The sequence below is a fragment of the Lysobacter gummosus genome, from assembly GCF_001442805.1.
Taxonomy (GTDB): domain Bacteria; phylum Pseudomonadota; class Gammaproteobacteria; order Xanthomonadales; family Xanthomonadaceae; genus Lysobacter; species Lysobacter gummosus.
This window is the reverse complement of record NZ_CP011131.1, coordinates 699,807-719,121: the sequence shown is the minus strand read 5'-3', so window position 1 is coordinate 719,121 and position 19,315 is coordinate 699,807. Positions and strand designations below refer to the sequence as shown.

The following is a 19,315-nucleotide window of genomic DNA, read 5'->3' as shown; positions in this document are numbered from 1 at the left end:
GTTTGGTCCGGCCTGTTCGCTGCGATGTACGAAGTTTTTTGTAGGAGGATCTTCAGGCGCGACGCTGTCTGCAGCTGTGATTGCGTGAGGTCTGAGCGAAAAGCATCGGGCCTGAAGGGCCCTGCCACCAAAGGATTGAAACCCGTCCGAGTTGGTCCGATGACAAGAAAAAGCGCGCAGGCCGCTGCGGGATTGCGGCCTGCGCGCCCGCCCCTCAGTTTTTCACTTGCACATCGTCGAGATACAGGTTGACGTCGAACGCGGTCTGGTCGCGGTAGAACCACACCGCATCGAGCTTCACCGTGGCGGCGGTGATCGCGCCGTTGGCGCCGCCCACCCACGCGTCCCATTGCGCATCGTCGGTCAGACTCCACTCCAGATAGGTCCAGGTATCGGCCGGAATCGCGCGGCTCAGCGAGCGCTCGGTGCCGTCGCTGTCGTCGATGCCGATCGCCGCGCTCAGGCCGGTGGCGCCGGTGTAGACCCAGAAACCGACCTTGCCGTTGGCGCGGGTCAGGTTGGCGTTGCTGGCCGGATTGCCGCTGGCCGACAACAGGCGCACCGCCCAGGCGTTGGCGCTGGCGGTGTCGTCCTTCAGCAATACCCGCAGCGAGCACTCGCCGTTCTTGCGCGTGGTGCAGTTGCGCTCGCTCAGCGACGCAGTCGAAATGCCGGTGGTGCTGCCCGAATACGCCGGCGACGTGTCGAAGTGGCCGACCGTGCTTTCGAAGCTGTCGATCACGCTGCCGCCGCCGGGCGGGTTGCCCGGGTTGAGCAGGGTGTAATAACGCGCCCAATCCCAGTTGATGCCCGGATCGGTATGGGTCTGGCTGCTGTAGTGCTGATGGCCCTTGACCTTGACGCTGGTCGGCAACACGTTGATGCCGCTGCCGGCCGGGCCGCGGAACGCGCTGGCGCAGCTGATCGCGCTGTAGGTCGCGCAGAAGTGGCGGGTCAGCGCGGCCGAGGCGTTGTACATCGCGGCCGTGTACCAGCTGGCGTTGTTGATGAAGCCTTCGTGCTCGATGCCCAGCGTGGTGTTGTTATGCACGCCGACGTGATGGGCGGCGCGGTTCTCGCGCACCATCTGGGTGATCTGGCCGTCGGAGCTGCGGATCAGGTAATGCGCGCTGACGCTGTTGGGATTGTTCTGGAACCAGGAGATGCTGCCGGCGTAATAGCCCTGCATCGTGTGGATGGTCACCGAGTCGTAAGACGTGCGCGCGTGGTGATAGGGCGATGCGACCCACAGCGCCGGCGGGTAGTCGGTGCTCTTTTCGTCGGCCGCGGCCGACACCGGCGCCTGCAGGGTTTCGCTGAGCGGATCGATCGCGAACGCATCGCCCTGCCTGGAATTCAGGCGACCGGCTTCGACGCGGTCGCGGGCCACGTCCAGCCGCACGAACGGCGCGCGCAACCGCACCAGGGTGCGTGCATCGAACGCGCGCTCGAAGGCCACTGCGCGTTCGGGAACGACGATGCCGCGATCGTTGACGCCCTTGTCCTGCGCCAACAGCACATCGAAGGCGAAGCTGGCGCGGGCGTGCGACTGCACCGCGCTCTTGTCCTGGCCGCGGGCGAAGCCGGCATAGCGCTCCAGAGCGGCGCGGGTGGCTTCGACCGGAGACTTGGCGTTCACGCCGTCGGCGCGCAGTTCGCGATCGAGCAAGGCCGCGGCCGCCAGGATGTTGCTGAGCGGATCGCGCTGCACGCGCGCGACCGGCACGCCGAGCAGGCGCGCGCCCTCGCCGACCTGATCGGCGAAGCCTTCGCCGTGGTACAGGCCCATGACGCCGTAGGCCTGCGGCATGTGCTGGTGCTGCTCGCCGTAGGCCACGGTCTGCGGACGCAGGTGCTGCCAACGGCTCATGACATACGCCACCGATTCCAGGGTACCGGCCGGAATCGAGGGATAACGGGCGTAGGCCTGGCGGAAATAACCGGCGTAGAGCTGGCGATCGACCCGCGCCAGCGATTCTTCGATCTGCAGGCGCTGGGCCAGGGCCCGGTCCTCCGGCGCGGCCTGGGCCTGGGCGGCCGAAGCGGCGAGGCTCAATACGGCGATCAAGGCGAACGATAACGGCGACAACCACGGCTGACGGCGGTCCGACTGGCGGACGGAATATTCGTTCATATTTGTTTTCCCCATGAGAATTAAAAATTCCCGCGCGGCTTTTGTACTGCATTTGTTTGACTGGCAAGTGCTGTCGGGCCGGGTTTGCGGCACCGGTTTTCGGTTCCGCGACCGGGGTCACCCGGGGAATGCGCGCTGCGGCGAATCCGGGCATGGCCGCGGGGCGGTCGCGGTGCGCCGCGTCATGGTTTCGGCCGGTTGCGCGGGCTGGGCCGCGGTCTGGCGCAAGGCCGGACATGCAGGCGCGACGGGCGCTGGCGGCGCTGGACAGGTCTAGGGTTGGCCCCAGTTCCCTAGCTGAACGCGCACTCTTATCGTGACGGTCTGGGCGCTTCGGGGCGCCCGCCTACCCACGACGAGGGATCAGCAATGAGCGGCATCGACGGCGTCAATTACCAGCTTCTGCGCAATCTGCCGCCGGAAGACCGGCAGGCCATTCTCGATGCCGCCAAGGCCCCGCAGGCGCCGCCGCCGGAACCGCCGCCCCCGCCGCCTCCGCCCCCGCCGCCGCCGCCGCCGAAAGAAGCCAAGACCCCGGAAGAAGCGGTGCGCTCGATCCACGGCCTGCCGCTGCCCAAGAACAGCGACCTGTCTTCGAGCATGCCCTCGGAGGTCTACAACTCGATCTACCAGCCGCGCGTCACCGAGTTCAACAACACCCGCCGCACCGAAGCGCAGGCGGCGCTGGACCGGATGGAGCCCCAGCTCGACGACTACCGCAACAGCGGCCTGAACGGCGCCACCGCCAATTACGAGTACCAGCAGTCGCGCGATGCGTTCAACAGCAATCCTTACGTCAAGGAATTGCAGCGCATCGTCGGCGAGGCCACCGACCAGCCGACGCAGGTGCCGGCCTACCTGACCGCCCAGAAGACCACCGCCGACCCGGCGCAGGTGTCCGCGCTTCCGCCGCAGACCATGCGCACCGCGCTGGACACCCTCGGCGTGCAGTTGCCGGTGAATGCGACGCCGGAACAGATCGCCTCCGGTTACGAGCTGCTCAAGCTGATGCCGCCGGACGTGCTGTCCTACGCGATCAACCCCGGCACCGCGGTGAGCTACCAGATGCCGGTGGCCGGCGTGGGCACGCCCTCGTTCATTCCCGCGCGGGTCAACGCCGGCGTCACCGTCGAAGGCAAGGTCGAGCTGTCGGACGTGCAGACCGGCGTGGACTTCCAGAAGACCCAGCAGTTCAAGGCCTCGGTGCAGGTGCAGGCCGAAGCCGGCGCCGACCTGGGCAAGACGCCGCTGCAGAAGCTCTACGGCATCGCCGACCTGCTCGGCCGGGTGCCGCCGGACGTGAAAGAGCTGGTCGACAACTCCAAGCTGCTCAAGAATGTGGTCAAGGGACTGCCGATCTCCGGCCACATCACCGGATTCGAGGGCAGCCGCCTGAGCTACGAAGCGACGGTGGCGCCGCAGCAGGGCGCGCGGCTCGACAACGGCGATACCACCGCCATGCCGAACCCGCTGGATCCGTTGGCCATGCCCGAGGGCGCCTCGGTCCTGATGCGCGGCCAGAACCTTACCGGTTCGGACTTCGCGCTCAACTTCAAATCCTATGTCGGCATCGGCGGCACTCACACCGAACTCGAAGGCGCCGGCTTCGGCGTGCGCAAGATGGAAGGCTCGGTGGTGGAGGTCTACGCAGGCCCCATGGAGACCGTGGAGAACGCGACCATGTTCGGCCTGGGCAAGGTCGGTTCGTATTCGGTCGGCCTGAGCGTGGAGACCAGCAGCGAAACCCGCTCGCTGCAGACCGCGCGCATCGACTTGTCGACGCAGGAAGGCCGCGACGCCTACCAGACGTTCATGAGCGGCGGCAAAGTGCCGGACTGGAACCCGCCGGGCGTGCAGCGTTCGGGCACCACCGAGGTGTTCAACGCCGAGCATGCCGCGCGCCTGGGTATCGACCTGGGCCCGGTGTCGATGGGCATCGGCAACAGCAGCCAGCTCACCATCACCCGCAACGTTTGGCAGGACGGCACGGTCGATCAGACCAACAGCTACCAGTCGATGGGCCAGACCACCGACGTGCAGTTCCAGGTCGGCGCCGACGGCAAGCCGGTGAAGGACTCCACCCAGTGGACCCTGGTGCTGCCCAACACCAGCGATGTCGCCGCTTCGTACTTCAACTCGGCCTATCACCCCGGCGAACTCAACAAGAAGTTCGACGGCGATCAGCACCTGCAGTTCGAGTTCACCGATTCGAATCTGATGTCGCTGCGCGACCGCGCCCGCCAGAGCGTGGGCAACCTGGGCGGCGAGGAGCACGGCGGCGAGCGTCTGCGCGATCTCGACTCCGGGCGGGTGACGCCGTTCCCGAACGATGTGACCGAGCAGATCGCCATCGCCAAGACGCCGGACGAAGTGTTCGCCGCGATCTCGCGCAGCGGCCAGGCCGGCTGCGAGGACTTCGTGTCGATGATGATGTGGGGCGATCAGCGCAATACGGCGCTGCCTGGGACCTTCAAGATGCAGGATGCCGGCTGAAGTCAGCGGCCATTTCCATGTTTGCGAAAACGCCCGGCCTGGCCGGGCGTTTTTGTTTGTTGGCGGGGCGCTAAGGCGAAATGATCTGAGCGAAAAGCATCGCCGCGCCACTCCGACCCAAACTCACACCGGCGAAGGATTGCGCTCGCCGAACCCGCTCTGGTGCCAGTACGGATACGCCTTCGCCGTCGCGCTTGCCGCATCGAGCCTGGCGACCTGCTCGGCCGTCAGATTCCAACCCACCGCGCCCAGGTTCTGCTTGAGCTGCTCCTCGTTGCGCGCCCCGATCACCACCGTCGCCACCGTCGGCCGCTGCAACAACCAGTTCAGCGCGATCTGCGGAATCGTCTTGCCGGTCTCCTGCGCGACTTCGTCTAGCGCATCGACCACCTTGTACAGATACTCATCCTGCACCGGCGGCCCCATGTCGCCGGTGACATGCAGACGGCTGGTTTCCGGCAACGGCTGGCCGCGGCGGATCTTGCCGGTCAGGCGGCCCCAGCCCAGCGGGCTCCACACCACCGCGCCCACGCCCTGATCCAGCGCCAACGGCATCAGCTCCCACTCGTAATCGCGGCCGATCAGCGAGTAATACGCCTGATGCGCGACGTAACGCGACCAACCGTAGCGTTGCGCGACCGCCAGCGACTTCATCAGATGCCAGCCGGAGAAATTCGATACGCCCAGATAACGCAGCTTGCCGGCGCGTACCAGATCGTCCAGCGTGGACAAGGTTTCCTCGATCGGCGTGCGCGCATCGAAGCCGTGCAGTTGGAACAGATCGATGTAGTCCGTGCCCAGGCGCTTGAGCGCGGCATCGACGGAACGGATCAGGTGATAGCGCGAGGAACCGACTTCGTTCTCGCCATCGCCGAAACGGAACGTGGCCTTGGTCGAGATCAGCAGGCTGTCGCGCGGCCGGCCCTTGATCGCTTCGCCGAGAATCGATTCGGCCGCGCCGTTGGAATAGATGTCGGCGCTGTCGAACAGATTGACGCCGGCATCGATGGCGACGTCGAGCAGACGCCGCGCGCCGGCCACGTCGGTCTGGCCCCAGGCCTTGAAGAAGTCGCCCTCGCCACCGAAGGTACCGGTGCCGAAACTCAACACGGGCACGCGCAGGCCGGACGCGCCGAGATAACGATGTTCCATGCCGCACTCCTGATGGGGATAAGGCCGCATTGCACGCCAACGCGGGCGAGCGCTCAACCCGGGGCGGTGGGATGCTGCGTTGTGCGACGGCGCGCGCGTGAGCGACGGCATCGCGGCGGTAAGCCTAGCCCGCCGAGTGTTGCAAAGGCGTGAGCCGCATCGACCCAACTACAGTGACGCAAGCGCGCCGACTGAATTCATCCAGTCGGCGCGCCGCTCGAACCTGCCGACTCAACGCGCCGGAACGAACTTCACATCCGAAGGCGATGCCATCGCCATCGACTGCACCGTCTTACCGAGTTTGCCGTCGCGCGGATCGCGCTCGATCACCCGCAGCGTATTGCTGTGCTGATTGGTCACCACCACGAAGCGCCCGTCCGGCGACAGCGCGAATTCGCGCGGGCCGCGGCCTTCGCTGTCGCGGCGCTGCAACGCGCTCAGCCGGCCGCTGCCGGCGTCGACCGCGTACACCGCGATGTGGTTGTCTTCGCCGCGATTGCTGGCGTACAGGAAGCGGCCGTCAGCGGACAGATGCAGCGCCGCGGCGGCGTTGCCCTGCGTGCGGCCCGGGTCGAGCGCCACGGTCTGCACCGCCTGCAGGCGGCCGTCCTCGTAGTCCAGCACCACCACTTCGCCGCTCATTTCCAAAGTCAGATACGCATGCCGTCCGCTCGCGTCGAACAACAGATGGCGCGGGCCGCTGCCGGCCGGCAATTCCAGGTACGGCGTGGACGCGGCCTGCAGCGGGCGTTCGGCGCTGTGCGCGGGATCGTAGCGATAGGCATAGAGCTTGTCCGCGCCCAGGTCGGCCGCGTACAGATAACGCCCGTCCGGCGACGGCACCGCGGCGTGCACGTGGGTGGAGAGCTGACGTTCGCGATCGGCCTGGCTGGCGCGATGGGTCAACACCTGCACCGCCGGCTGCAGTCGGCCTTGCGCGTCGATCGGCAGCACTGTGAGCGTCCCGCCCGGCGTGGCGTTGACGGAATAATTCGCGACGAACAGATAGCGCCCGTCGCGGCTGGTCGCCGCGTGCGCGGGCTCGTCGCCGAGGCTGCCGACCTGCGACAAGCGCTGCGTGCGCGCATCGCCGCGGCCCAGGGCGAAGCTGCTGACGCGACCGACCGGATCGGCCGACTGCGCGCCGTTCTCGTTGACCGCGTACAAGATCGAACCGTCGGGCGAGAAAGTGAACCACGACGGATTATCGGTCTCGATCACTTCCACCGGCTCGGCGCCGACCTGCCCGCGCGCGGCGTCGAAGCGGTAACGGCCGATGCCCTTGCAGGCCGGGCCGGTGTAGCAGCCGATCAGCAATTCCGTCGGCGCGGCATCGGTGGGCCGGGCGGCGCCCGCGTCGGCGGCGAAGGTCGAAGTCATGATCAGGCTCCAGGCAAGCAGGGTGGATCGCAAAGTCATCGTCGGTTCCGGTGGGTCGGCGCGAGGCTCGATCCTGCATCAATCCGCGCCGATGACCAAGCGCCGATGCCGCGCGATGCGATGCCGGTGCGAAGTTCGCATCGGTTCGGGCGCAATCGCGGCCACGAAGTCTTTTGTGGGAGGGCCTTCAGGCCCGATGCCTTCCGCTCGGATCGCGACACACCATCCTCGGAAATCACCGCTTGTACGCATACTCCACATCCACCTGCGAAGTCACCTCGCCGCTCTGCGCCGGCGCCTCGGCCGCATAGTTGTAAGCGCGCGCCTCGTATTGCCGCGCCGTTGGCGTCTGCGGCAGCCACCAAGGCCGCTCGTCCTGGAATTTCACCGCGGTCGCGCCCGTCAGCTTCCAGCCCATTTCGCCGGCGATCAGTTCCGCCTTGCGCTTGGCGTCGCGCAACGCCTGCCGCCGCGCCTCATCGCCGTACTGCGGCAAACGCTCGGACAGCGGCCGCAGTTCGAACGCCGCGACGCCGGCATCGGCCAGTTGCTGCTGCAGCAAGGCCACCGCATCGGCGCCGCGCACACGCAGCACGAAGCGGGTATCGAAACGATGCGTCGCGCGCCCGCCCTCGCCTTCGCGGACCTGCAGGCGCGGCGCGTCTTCGGATTGCTCGCTCAAGGCCGCGCGCTGGGCCTCGACGATGCGCCGCACCGCCGCCACCGCCGGCAGATGCCGCTCGCGCGCGCCGCGCGCGTCGTCGCCCTGGCTGACCACGGTGAACGCCAGTTCAAACAGGTCCGGCTGCCAGGCCACGCGGCCGAAGCCGGCGACATGGAAACGCCCGCCGTCGATATCGACCAACTGCGCCGGCGCAGGCGCCGACCACGCCAGCGCCGACAGCGCCAATAAGCAGCTCGCCACGATCTTCATAAGCACGGCCCGTATGGAGCGACGGAAGGATTCTGCCGCCGGTGGCGCCGCCCGTCGATGCCACCGGTGCCTCGGCGCGGGCGCCCGGGCCCGCCCGGGCTGGGCCCTGCCGCCGGGCCCGCGTATCCTAGGCGCCGCGCCGGGCGGTCCCCGCGACCGACCGCGCCCGCCTCCGTCCCGCCGTATCCGTCTTCGCTAGAGCGCCACCATGACCGACACCCCGCCCGACCATCTGTCCAACGACCCGCGCAGCCCGTTCTACGACCCGTCCGTGCTCGAGCGCGGCATCGGCATCCGTTTCAACGGCGTGGAGCGCAGCAACGTCGAGGAATACTGCATCAGCGAAGGCTGGGTGCGCCTGCCGGTCGGCAAGTCGCTGGATCGCCGCGGCAACCCGATGACGATGAAGCACAAGGGCCAGGTCGAGGCCTATTACCTGCTGCCGGCGCCCGACTCCGCCGAGTAAGCGCTGGCGGGGGCGCCGTTTCGCGGCGCCTTCGCGTCCGGCCGCCGATTACGCTGCTTCGCCACCTTTTGTGGAAGGGGCTTTAGCCCCGATGCTTTCCGGTCGGTGCCCGGGAAGTCCCATCGCGAGCGGAGCGAAGAGCGCCGGGGCTGAAGCCCCTCCCACACAAGCGCCGCCCACAAAAAAGTCGCGACACTTTTGTTCCGGATGTCGCAAACGCGGCCCCTGGATCGTCGATAGAGCATGCACCCCGAATCGCCGCCCGGCACGGGGCCTCGCCCAGACGTTCCGGAGCCCATCCATGTCCCTCGCCGCCAGCCTGCTGTCGTTCAAGCTCATCCTCCTCGCCGGTCTGGCCTCGTGGATCAGCGTGGTCGCCTTCAACAACCTCGTCGCCTTCCGCAACGGCGTGTTCGCGCTCGGCCAGATCATGCGCATGGCGCCGCTGGACCAGGCGCCGGCGATCCAGACGCCGCTGCAATCGCGCAAGGTCGATAACGTCGCCTGGCATCGCGCGGTGCTGAGCATCGTGCTGGCGGCCGAGGTCGTCAGCGCGCTGCTGCTGTGGTCGGCGGCGGCGGCGCTGGCCGGAGCGGGCATCGTCGCCGACCCCATCGCCTTGGCCAATCTGGCACTGACCGCATTCATGGCGACCTGCTTCCTGATGCTGCTCGGCGGCAGCTGGTTCGCCTACTACATCCGCCAGGACAACGTGCAGCTGCTGCACTTCGTATTGATCGGGGTGTCGGTGCTGGGCCTGCTGGCGGTCAATCTGCGCGCCTGAGCCCATCGGGGCTCAAGCGACGGCGGTTTCGCGCAATTGCTCGCACAGCCGGCGCATGTCGCCGGCCAGTACCGGCACCGGTTGCGGCAAGAGCAGCGCCGCTTCGATCAGGCCGCAGGCGCGCGCCGCATCGCCTTCGGCCGCGGCCAACAGTCCCTGCGCATACGCGCCCAACGGCGCGCCCTGCTCCAGCACCGGCAGCAGCCATTCGCGCGCGTCCTTGACGGTGCCGCGCATCACCAGCAACTGCGCCAGTTGAAAACGCGCGACCACGAACTGCGGCTGCGCGTTCAACACCGCGCGCAGGCGTTCTTCGGCGCGCTCGTACAGGCCCAGCTGGGCGTGCTGGATCGCCAGCAGGTACTGCGCGTGCAGATTGCCCGGATCGCGTTCGAGCACGGTCTTGAGCAGGCGCACAGCCTCGACGTCGCGGGCCTGCGCGATGGCGGCGGACGCGAGCTGCAGCAAAGCCGGATTGTCGAGCCGCGATAGGTTCATGCGGGCCTGCGCCTCCCCGGCACCGGCGATCGGTTGCGACCGGGCATTGTGCCCTGGACGCGGGCAACGAAAAACCAACGCCCGTCATAACGAAAAGCGAAGACGCGCTTTCGTATGTTGCGATCGCCGCCGTCGAGGGAGGAACCCCGAAGCGCGGCGGCAGACGTTAGCCCGTCGCACAACCCGATCATTGGAGGATCACCATGTTGTCGCGCACCGCACCCCGGCTCGATACGAGCACGCTCCCCGCACGCCCCCTGTCCCTCGCCGCGCTCGCCGCCGGCCTCGCCCTGGCCCTGGTCATGGCCGGCTGCGGGAAGAAAGTCGATCATGCCGAAGCCGACGCCGCTGCCTCGGTGGAGGAAACCGCCAACGTAATCGCCATGCCCGCCGCGGCCGAACCGGCCTACCAGGCCGAGCCGCCGGTCAACACCGAGCGCTACGCCAAGATCGAGGCCAACCCGATCCACCGCGTCGCCGAACAACCGGTGTCCACCTTCTCCATCGACGTGGACACCGGCAGCTACGCCAACGTGCGGCGCATGCTCGCCGCCGGCGAACTGCCGCCCAAGGACGCGGTGCGGGTCGAGGAACTGGTGAACTACTTCGACTACGGCTATCCGCGCCCGGACTCGAAGGACACGCCGTTCAAGGTCTCCACCGAACTCGCGCCGGCGCCGTGGAACGCCAAGCACGTACTGATGCAGATCGGCATCCAGGGCTACGACGTGGACAAGCAAGAGCTGCCGCCGGCCAATCTGGTGCTGCTGATCGACACCTCCGGCTCGATGGACGAGCCGGACAAACTGCCCCTGCTCAAGCGCGCGTTCGCCCAGCTGGCGACGCAGTTGCGGGCGAAGGACCGGGTCTCGATCGTGGCCTACGCCGGTTCGGCCGGGCTGGTGCTTGCGCCGACCGCGGGCGATCGCGGCGGCGAAATCCTCGACGCGCTCGAACGTCTGCAGGCCGGCGGCTCCACCAACGGCGGCGAAGGCATCCAGCTGGCCTACGCCACCGCGCGCCAGGCCTTCATCGAAGGCGGCATCAACCGCGTGCTGCTCGCCACCGACGGCGATTTCAACGTCGGCGTGTCCGATCAGTCCGCGCTGGAAACCCTGGTCGCCGACCAGCGCAAGTCCGGCATCGCGCTGAGCACGCTGGGCTTCGGCACCGGCAACTACAACGATGCGATGGCCGAGCAGTTGGCCGACATCGGCAACGGCAATCACGCCTACATCGACAGCGCGCTGGAAGCGCAGAAGGTGCTGATCGAAGAACTGGGCTCGACGCTGATGACCATCGCCGGCGACGTCAAGGTGCAGGTCGAGTTCAATCCGGCGGTGGTCGCCGAATATCGACTGATCGGTTACGAGAACCGCGTGCTCAAGCGCGAGGATTTCAACAACGACCGCGTCGATGCCGGCGAGATCGGCGCCGGCCACGACGTCACCGCGCTGTACGAATTGGCCCTGGTCGGCTCCGGCGGCGAATCGGTGGACCCGCTGCGTTACGGCAAGGACTCGCAGGCCGGCGAGGCGAAACCGGCCGCCGACGGCGCGAGCGCCCAAGGCAAGTCCGACGAGCTGGCGCTGCTGCGTCTGCGCTACAAGCGCCCGGGCGAGAACGACAGCCGCCTGATCGAAACGCCGATGCTGCGTCGTGGTATCGCCGCCGAACCCAGCGAACGCATGCGCTTCGCCGCCGCGGTCGCCGGCTTCGGCGATCTGTTGCGCGGCGGCACCTACGTCGAGCAGAACTTCGGCTGGGACGGCGTGATCGGCCTGGCGCGCAGCGCGCGCGGCGACGATCGCAACGGCTATCGCGGCGAGTTCCTGCAACTGGCGCAGACCGCGCGCAGTCTGCAGGCCAAGGGCGGAGCGACGAAGGGTGCGGCGGTGGCGGAGGAATAAGCCGCCATCGACAAAACGGATCCGCCGGACTGTTCCCTCTCCCGCTGGCGGGAGAGGGCTAGGGTGAGGGCCGCTTTTTCGCAGCGAGCGGAAGCAACAACCAAAGCATTCGCGCTACGCGCTCATCCCCTCACCCCAACCCCTCTCCCACAAGCGGGAGAGGGGCTCTATCGATCAAGCGCCCTGCGCCACCGCGCTGTCGCGCTTGTTCAAGCCGGCGACGAAATACAGCACCACCAGCAGAATCAGGAACGCCGGGCCCACGTACAAGGCCACGCGGGTGTCGGGGAAGTACGCCATCAGCCCCACCACCAGCACCAGGAAAGCCAGCGCCACCCACGACGCGACCGGATACATCGGCATCTTGAACGCCAACTTGGCGCGCTCTTCGGCGCTGAGCTTGGCGCGGAACTTCATGTGCGACACCAGGATCACGCCCCAGGTCCAGATCGCGCCGAAGGTGGAGATCGAGGTCACCCACACGAACACCTTGGCCGGCGCCAGATAGTTCAACACCACGCCGAACAGCAGCACCACCACCGACACCAGGATCGCCGCGCGCGGCACGCCGCCGGGCGAGGTGTTGGCGAAGAACGCCGGCGCCTGCTTCTGCTGGGCCAGGTTGTAGAGCATGCGGCCGGTGCTGAAGATGCCGCCGTTGCACGAGGACAGCGCCGCGGTCAGCACCACGAAGTTGATGATGCCGGCCGCTTCGCGGATGCCCATGCGCTCGAAGGTCATCACGAACGGGCTGCCGGTGGTGCCCAGCTCGTTCCACGGGTACAGCGACAGGATCACGAACAGCGCGCCGACGTAGAAGATCACGATCCGCCAGAACACCGAGTTGATCGCATCGGGAATCGACTTCTGCGGATTGGCCGCCTCGCCCGCGGTCAGGCCGATCATCTCCACGCCCAGGTAGGCGAACATCACCATCTGCAGCGACATCAGCACGCCCTGCGCGCCGTTGGGGAAGAAGCCGCCGTGCGCCCACAGATTGCTGATGCCGGTGGCCACGCCGTGGTTGCCGAAGCCGAACACGATCATGCCCAGGCCGGCCAGGATCATCACCACGATGGTCACGACCTTGATCATCGCGAACCAGAATTCGAACTCGCCGTAGGCCTTGACCGTGATCAGGTTGACCGAGCCCATCGCGATCAGCGCCGCCAGCGCCCACACCCATTGCTGCGACTCGGGGAACCACACCTGCATGTACACGCCGACCGCGGTGATCTCGGCCACGCAGGTCACCAGCCACAGGAACCAGTAGTTCCAGCCGGTCAGGTAGCCCGACAACGGACCGAGGTAGTCGCGCGCGTAGCGGCTGAAGGAGCCGGCGACAGGGTTGTGCACGGCCATTTCGCCGAGCGCGCGCATGATGATGAAGATCGCGCCGCCGCCGAGCAGGTAGGCGAGCAGGATGCCGGGGCCGGTCAGCTTGATCGCGTTGGCCGAGCCGAGGAACAGGCCGACGCCGATCGCGGCGCCCAGCGCCATCAGGCGGATATGGCGCTCGCTGAGGCCACGGTGGAGTTGCTGCTGGTTGTTCTGCATCCGCGGGACTCCGGCTGCTCCCGACACGACGACCGTGCTGCGCTCAGCGCGGCCGGGCGGGAATCGGCGAAGCATACCCCGGGTGTCCGGGGTCCGGCAGGGCCGCGGTTTTCGGTTTTCTTCCTTTTTTCTTCCTTTTGCCTGGTCTAACCAGCGGGCTACGCCGTCGCGCGTGCCCTCATCCGGCCCTTCGGGCCACCTTCTCCCGCGCCCCGAAGGAAGTCACCTTGGGTGGCAAGCGGGAGAAGGGAAAGCAACAAGCTCTTGCTCCCTCTCCCGCAAGCGGGAGAAGGGAAAGCAACAAGCTCTTGCTCCCTCTCCCGCAAGCGGGAGAAGGAAAAGCAACCAGCTCTTGCTCCCTCTCCCGCTTGCGGGAGAAGAGAAAGCAACCAGCTCTGCTCCCTCTCCCGCTTGCGGGAGAGGGTTGGGGTGAGGGCCGCGGCCCCAGTTCCTCAGCTCTTGAGCTTGTACCCCGTCCGGAAGATCCACCACACCACCGCCAGGCACAGCAGCATGAACCCCGCCGTCATCCCCACGCTCAGCACGATGTCCACGTCCGACTTGCCGTAGAAGCTCCAGCGAAAGCCGTTGACCAGATACACCACCGGATTGAACAGCGACACCCCGCGCCAGAACGGCGGCAGCATGTCGATGGAATAGAAGCTGCCGCCCAGGAAGGTCAGCGGCATCACGATCATCATCGGGATCATCTGCAGCTTCTCGAACCCGTCGGCCCACACGCCGATGATGAAGCCGAACAGGCTGAAGGTGACCGCGGTCAGGACCAGGAACACCGCCATCCACAGCGGATGGACGATGGTGAAATCGACGAAGCAGCGCGCGGTGACCAGCATCAGCAGGCCCAGGATCACCGACTTGGTCGCCGCAGCGCCCACATAGCCGCAGATCACCTCCACGAACGACACCGGCGCCGACAGCAGCTCGTAGATCGTGCCCGACCACTTGGGCAGATAGATGCCGAAGGAGGCGTTGGAGATGCTCTCGGTCAGCAGCGACATCATGATCAGGCCCGGCACGATGAAGGCGCCGTAGCTGATGCCGCCGATCTCGACCATGCGCGAGCCGATCGCCGAGCCGAACACGATGAAGTACAGCGAGGTGGACAGCACCGGCGTGGCGATGGATTGCATCAAGGTGCGGAAGGTGCGGTGCATTTCGAAGAAATAGATCGCCTTGATCGCGTGCAGGTTCATGCGCGCGCCTCCGGCGACGGCGCCGCCGAGGGCGGCTGCGCCCGCGGCGACTTCACCAGGTTGACGAAGATTTCCTCCAGCGAGCTTTGGCTGGTGTTGAGATCCTTGAACTCGATCCCGTGCTCGCCCAGGCGCTTGAGCAGCGCGGCGATGCCGGTGTCCTCGGCCTGCGCGTCGAAGGTGTAGACCAGCTCGTTGCCGTCCTGGGCCAGATTCAGCGAATCGTGCCGCAACGCGTCAGGCAGCGCCTGCAGCGGCGTTTGCAACTGCAAGGTCAACTGCTTCTTGCCGAGCTTGCGCATCAAGGTGCGCTTGTCTTCGACCAGCACGATCTCGCCCTTGTTGATCACCCCGACCCGATCGGCCATTTCCTCGGCCTCGTCGATGTAGTGCGTGGTGAGGATGATGGTCACCCCGCTTTCGCGCAGGCGCGACACCATCGCCCACATCTCGCGGCGCAGCTCCACGTCCACGCCGGCGGTGGGTTCGTCCAGGAACAGGATGGTGGGCTCGTGCGACAGCGCCTTGGCGATCAGCACGCGCCGCTTCATGCCGCCGGACAGGGCCATGATCTTTTCGCCGCGCTTGTCCCATAGCGACAGCTCGCGCAGCAGTTTTTCCAGATACGCGGGATTGGGCGCCTTGCCGTACAGGCCGCGGCTGAAGCGCACCGTGTCCCACACGGTTTCGAAGGCGTCGGTGTGCAGTTCCTGCGGTACCAGGCCGATCGCCGAACGCGCGGCGCGGTAGTCGCGCACGATGTCGTGGCCGTCGGCGATCACCCGGCCCTCACCGGGATTGACGATGCCGCAGACGATGCTGATCAACGTGGTCTTGCCGGCGCCGTTGGGCCCGAGCAGGGCGAAGATTTCGCCGCGGCGGATGTCCAGGTCCACGCGCTTGAGCGCCTGGAAGCCGCCGGCATAGGTTTTGCTCAGGCCCTGGATCGAAACGATATTGGCCGCGTCGTTGCGCGCGCGATCGGGCGCGGCGGCGGCGGGTACGACGGAAGCGGACGGCATGGAGACTCCCTGGGGACGGGACGCGGATGCGGTGTGTCGCGCGATCGCACCGGCACGCATCGGTGCGTTCGCGCGGCCGGCGATCGCGACGGATTCGCGAGCGCATGCTTGCGCCGGCCAGTGTACGGCGCGTGCGCGCCGGCGTGCTGCACCGGTGGCGCGATTTGCCTGCGCCGCGCTCAGCGCTGCGCCAGATAAGCGTCCAGGCGCTCGAAGGTTTCGCCCCAGCCCGGGATGATGTGTTGCGCCTGCGCGGCCTCGCGTTCGGCCTGCGTCGCGAACAGCATCTCCACCGTCAACAAGGTCTGCTCCGGCCCGGCCGCTTCGAAGGTCACCGTCACCCGCGACTGCTGCGAGGGGCGGTCGTCGTCCCAGTCGTCGATATAGACCAGGCGCTCGGGCTCGACGATGTCCTGATACGTCGCCTTGATCGGGTACTCGGTGCCGTCGGGCGCGATCATGCAGATGCGGAACTGGCCGCCGACCGCGACATCCATCTGCCGCACCACGCTGCGGAACCCGTGCGGCCCCCACCAGCGGGCGACGTGGACCGGATCGGTCCAGGCCAGGAACACCAGATCGCGCGGCGCGTGGATGAGGCATTGCAGGCGGATGCTGCGTTCTTCGATGCGATGGCTGCTGCGCGCGGGCGCGGCCGCGAAAGGGCTGGAACCGTCTGACGTCATGTCGGAACTCCTTGGAGCAAAGGACCCTGCGCCGCTCCGGCGGCCGCGGCACGGCCCGGAGCGGGCATCCAAATAAACCGGTCGGATAATTAACCGACAAGGAAACTACCGCCGACGACGAGTCGCGTCAAGGCGGTGGATGCACAGGATCCGCGGCGGGGTCTCACAGGCTGCGACCCTCTATAAGGTCGTGGATGCAGTCAGGCCCCGGTCCGGCTCGAGAACCTCATCGAAGACTTCAATGGCCCGGCCCGGCCTTGGCTTTACGCGGCCGCTTAGGCCCCGGCGCCGAATGCCGGCCCTGGCTGGCATCGATCTCGTCGATCCAGCCCGCGCGCGATTGCGCGAACGCATCGGCATACGGCACATACGGTTTGATATCGAGCACCGGCGTGCCGTCGAGCAAGTCCACGCCGCGCACGACCAGCGCGCGCGCCTCCACCGCCACCAGTTCCACCGCCGACAGTCCGAGCGGATTGGGCCGATGCGGCGAACGCGTCGCCAGCACTCCGCGCTTGGGCCCGCCGCGCGGCGGCTTCACCTGCGCCTTCCAGCCCTGGCTGCGATCGAAGGCGAAGATCAGCCAGATCCGCTCGAACCCGGCCAGATCGGCGAACGCCTCGCCCGGCAGATCATCGACGAACTCCACCCGCGCCTGCGCCACATCGCCGGTTTCGGTGCCCTGCACCACCGTGGGCTGATGCGGCGCGTCGATGCGCTGCGCGTAAGGCGAGCGCAGGTAGGCGATCGGGCGGCAGGGGTAGATATTGGACATCGGGGGCGCGTCGGGGAGCAGGCGGGCATTGTCGCCGCTGGCGCGCGTCGATGCGCGGCTGCAGCCCAATCAACTGTTGGAGCTGTGCCAGGATTCGCTACTTCAATCGATTGGCGTGCGAGGGCAACATAAAGGTACGGCTGTCTCTTGCGGCGAAGTAATGAAACAACTTACTCACTTTAAGGATGCTGTGAATGCTGCGGGAGTTAACTACAACGCGCGCGGCGTAAACTCAAATTCATTTGCATTTGACGCTGCGCAAGGTCTTACTGGAACTAGACCCGTTGCCACGCCTGACCCTAACAACAACGCCTTGGGAAACAACCTTACAACTGGAGTGCCGTTCGAACCAAAGGGGCCTAGTCAGTGAAACGCGCTATCAATGGATTGCTGTTGGCATTTTTCAGTATCTACTCGGCCTCTTGCCAGAGGCATGGACCTGCCGAGGCTGCGACTGAAGGAATTAGAGTCGGAGAAACTCGTGCCAACGTCGAACTTCTACTGAAAGACCGCGGCATAAAGTTCAAGTTCAGCCCTCCGCTGGCCGACACCTCGACATTCCCGACTGAAATGATTCAAGAGGAGGCGCTCGAATCGTCTACCCTCACTTTTTTCGTTTTCGAGCCGCCAGTGAATGCGATCACGAAAATTACGAGAGTAATCGTCGTGTTCGATCAAAATGGTCGCGTTGATCGAATCCTTACAAAGGAAAGCAACCTCGGCTTGTAGGGAGACAAAGGGACCGCAATTAAGTCGATCCCATCACGCAACAAGCCCGCCACTCGGCGGACTTGTTGCCCGCGATCTGCCGAATCGGCGACACCTGCACTTCCGCGCGGCCCGGCAGCGCGACAATCTGGCAGCGAATGCACTACCCGGAGCAACAAAATGGCTCACCGCAGCCGCCTGACCGGTTTCATCATCGATTGCGAGACCGGCGACCTCGACGTCGCCGCCGATTTCTGGAGCGGCGTGCTCGGTTTGGCAGGCGTGGGTGACTGGAAGGATAAAACAATCAAGCTCGCTCAGAAGTATGGATGTACGGCGTGGTAGGAGAATCCACAGAGGCACGAATGCTAGTGGTCGATTCGATTCCTTAAACTGCAATAAAACTGGCGCGCGACGGGCGCGAAATCGGCGGGTGGAGTTGAATATCGCGCCGGACTGAGCGCGCAGTACGGGACCGGGGGCGCCGCCTTCGACAATCAATCGCCGCAGGCCATACCGCCCAGCGATGGCTCTGGCAGCTCGCAAACAAACCCATCACATGCGTTTTGTCACTGCAGCCCCCTACACCGATGGCGTTATGCTCGGCGCCGCAGCCATCCATCCCGGCCAGCCCCGCGCGGGCTGCGGGCGAATCTATCGACTGCGGGCGCGAGCCCGTTGCAGAGGACTCCATGAAATTTCTCGTGATGATCTACAACGACGATCAGCTGATCGAAGCCCTGCCCGACGGCGAGTACGACACCATGATGCGCGGCTGCATCGCCCACGCCGACAAAATGCGCGACAACGGCGTGTTGCTGGATTCGCAGATGCTGGAGCCGCCGGCGAAGGCCGTGTCGCTGCGCACCCGCGCCGGCCGCACCACCTTCATGGACGGCCCGTTCGCCGAAGCCAAGGAGTATCTGGGCGGCTTCAATCTGATCGAAGCGGCGGACATGGACGAAGCCTTGCGCATCGCGCAGGACTTCCCGTGGAGCCAGACCGGTCGCATCGAGGTGCGTCCGGTGGCGGACTTCGAGCAGGTGCGCAAGCACTTCAATGCCTGAAGCGCCGGCCGCGTGGATCTGTTGAGCCGGTGCACGCGAGTGCAAGCGCGCGCCGGTCTTCCGCTCAGTGCCCACTGACGCCGCGATACCCCGCACCGACCTGACCTGTTCGGCTCCCCCACCGCGTTGATAGCGGAACGGGGGACAGGCATGACATCGCGTTATCGAGCGGCGCTGACATGGGCCTTGCTGTGTGCGACCGTCGACGTCGGCGCGCACGGCGGCGGGCTCAACGCCGAAGGCTGCCATCACGATCGCAAGCACGGCGGCTATCACTGCCATCGCAGCCCCGCCGCGCCGATCTATCCGGCGGTTCCGGCGCGCGCACGGCAACCGGCTCAGGCCCAGGGCTACGCGCCGTCCGGCGGCGCATCCTACGCCGCGCCGGCGATCTACTACCCCAACTGCAGCGCCGCGCGCGCGGCCGGCGCGACGCCGCTCAGGCTCGGCGATCCGGGCTATGCGCCGCATCTGGATCGCGACCACGATGGAAAAGCCTGCGAATGAACAGGCGAACCTCCCGCGCATCGTGAAT

The 19,315-nt window shown here is 66.4% G+C and carries 18 protein-coding genes; 8 read left to right on the top strand and 10 right to left on the bottom strand.

Annotation, left to right across the window (positions count from 1 at the left end; all coding sequences use genetic code 11):
- Positions 1-214: 214 nt before the first annotated feature.
- Positions 215-2,134 carry an N-acetylmuramoyl-L-alanine amidase gene (locus LG3211_RS26685; RefSeq protein WP_057941507.1) on the bottom strand — a complete coding sequence of 640 codons (1,920 nt, stop codon included), beginning with the start codon at positions 2,132-2,134 and terminating at the stop codon, positions 215-217.
- Between the two features lie 369 nt (positions 2,135-2,503).
- Between LG3211_RS26685 and LG3211_RS26240 the strand changes: the two genes are divergently transcribed.
- The gene (locus LG3211_RS26240) at positions 2,504-4,627 is read left to right on the top strand and encodes a hypothetical protein (RefSeq protein ID WP_057941506.1); all 2,124 of its coding nucleotides are present in this window, start codon (positions 2,504-2,506) and stop codon (positions 4,625-4,627) included.
- 123 nt (positions 4,628-4,750) lie between these two features.
- On the opposite strand, the gene LG3211_RS02845 is transcribed toward LG3211_RS26240, so the two are convergent.
- The 3 genes from LG3211_RS02845 to LG3211_RS02835 all read right to left on the bottom strand — a co-directional run bounded on the left by LG3211_RS02845 (position 4,751) and on the right by LG3211_RS02835 (position 8,093).
- Positions 4,751-5,779: an aldo/keto reductase gene (locus tag LG3211_RS02845; protein ID WP_057941505.1), complete on the bottom strand. Its 1,029-nt coding sequence runs from the start codon at positions 5,777-5,779 to the stop codon at positions 4,751-4,753.
- A 231-nt stretch (positions 5,780-6,010) separates the two neighbouring features.
- A complete protein-coding gene (locus LG3211_RS02840; RefSeq protein ID WP_057941504.1) occupies positions 6,011-7,198 on the bottom strand; it encodes a lactonase family protein in 1,188 nt (395 codons plus the stop codon).
- 196 nt (positions 7,199-7,394) lie between these two features.
- A complete protein-coding gene (locus LG3211_RS02835; protein ID WP_057941503.1) occupies positions 7,395-8,093 on the bottom strand; it encodes an SIMPL domain-containing protein in 699 nt (232 codons plus the stop codon).
- A gap of 208 nt (positions 8,094-8,301) precedes the next feature.
- Here LG3211_RS02835 and LG3211_RS02830 point away from each other — a divergent pair, with 208 nt between their 5' ends.
- Together LG3211_RS02830 and LG3211_RS02825 are read left to right on the top strand one after the other, a co-directional pair.
- A complete protein-coding gene (locus LG3211_RS02830; protein ID WP_057941502.1) occupies positions 8,302-8,559 on the top strand; it encodes a DUF3297 family protein in 258 nt (85 codons plus the stop codon).
- A gap of 301 nt (positions 8,560-8,860) precedes the next feature.
- Complete coding sequence (locus LG3211_RS02825) at positions 8,861-9,343, top strand: DUF2165 family protein (RefSeq protein WP_057941501.1); 483 nt, start codon at positions 8,861-8,863, stop codon at positions 9,341-9,343.
- A gap of 12 nt (positions 9,344-9,355) precedes the next feature.
- On the opposite strand, the gene LG3211_RS02820 is transcribed toward LG3211_RS02825, so the two are convergent.
- A complete protein-coding gene (locus LG3211_RS02820) occupies positions 9,356-9,841 on the bottom strand; it encodes a tetratricopeptide repeat protein (protein WP_057941500.1) in 486 nt (161 codons plus the stop codon).
- A 383-nt stretch (positions 9,842-10,224) separates the two neighbouring features.
- Between LG3211_RS02820 and LG3211_RS02815 the strand changes: the two genes are divergently transcribed.
- The gene (locus LG3211_RS02815) at positions 10,225-11,751 is read left to right on the top strand and encodes a vWA domain-containing protein (RefSeq protein ID WP_057945231.1); all 1,527 of its coding nucleotides are present in this window, start codon (positions 10,225-10,227) and stop codon (positions 11,749-11,751) included.
- A gap of 174 nt (positions 11,752-11,925) precedes the next feature.
- Here the strand turns inward: LG3211_RS02815 and LG3211_RS02810 are convergent, their stop codons facing one another.
- The 5 genes from LG3211_RS02810 to tsaA form a co-directional block, all read right to left on the bottom strand.
- Positions 11,926-13,308 (bottom strand): amino acid permease, encoded by a 1,383-nt coding sequence (locus LG3211_RS02810; protein WP_057941499.1) that lies wholly within the window; start codon positions 13,306-13,308, stop codon positions 11,926-11,928.
- Between the two features lie 452 nt (positions 13,309-13,760).
- On the bottom strand, positions 13,761-14,522 hold the full coding sequence (locus LG3211_RS02805) for an ABC transporter permease (protein WP_057941498.1): 762 nt from the start codon (positions 14,520-14,522) through the stop codon (positions 13,761-13,763).
- Positions 14,519-15,544: an ABC transporter ATP-binding protein gene (locus LG3211_RS02800; protein ID WP_083512272.1), complete on the bottom strand. Its 1,026-nt coding sequence runs from the start codon at positions 15,542-15,544 to the stop codon at positions 14,519-14,521. Before LG3211_RS02800 ends, LG3211_RS02805 begins: the two co-directional genes overlap by 4 nt.
- 179 nt (positions 15,545-15,723) lie before the next feature.
- Entirely contained in the window at positions 15,724-16,230 is a 507-nt protein-coding gene (locus LG3211_RS02795; protein WP_083512271.1) for an SRPBCC domain-containing protein, read from the bottom strand.
- 238 nt (positions 16,231-16,468) lie between these two features.
- Positions 16,469-17,005 (bottom strand): tRNA (N6-threonylcarbamoyladenosine(37)-N6)-methyltransferase TrmO, encoded by a 537-nt coding sequence (gene tsaA, locus LG3211_RS02790; RefSeq protein ID WP_057945228.1) that lies wholly within the window; start codon positions 17,003-17,005, stop codon positions 16,469-16,471.
- 366 nt (positions 17,006-17,371) lie between these two features.
- Between tsaA and LG3211_RS25355 the strand changes: the two genes are divergently transcribed.
- The 4 genes from LG3211_RS25355 to LG3211_RS02780 all read left to right on the top strand — a co-directional run bounded on the left by LG3211_RS25355 (position 17,372) and on the right by LG3211_RS02780 (position 19,287).
- Entirely contained in the window at positions 17,372-17,734 is a 363-nt protein-coding gene (locus LG3211_RS25355) for a hypothetical protein (protein ID WP_148648717.1), read from the top strand.
- 159 nt (positions 17,735-17,893) lie between these two features.
- Positions 17,894-18,058 carry a hypothetical protein gene (locus LG3211_RS26235; RefSeq protein ID WP_187313126.1) on the top strand — a complete coding sequence of 55 codons (165 nt, stop codon included), beginning with the start codon at positions 17,894-17,896 and terminating at the stop codon, positions 18,056-18,058.
- Positions 18,059-18,405: 347 nt separating this feature from the next.
- On the top strand, positions 18,406-18,780 hold the full coding sequence (locus LG3211_RS02785) for a YciI family protein (protein WP_057941497.1): 375 nt from the start codon (positions 18,406-18,408) through the stop codon (positions 18,778-18,780).
- A gap of 150 nt (positions 18,781-18,930) precedes the next feature.
- Complete coding sequence (locus LG3211_RS02780) at positions 18,931-19,287, top strand: excalibur calcium-binding domain-containing protein (RefSeq protein ID WP_083512270.1); 357 nt, start codon at positions 18,931-18,933, stop codon at positions 19,285-19,287.
- Positions 19,288-19,315 lie beyond the last annotated feature (28 nt).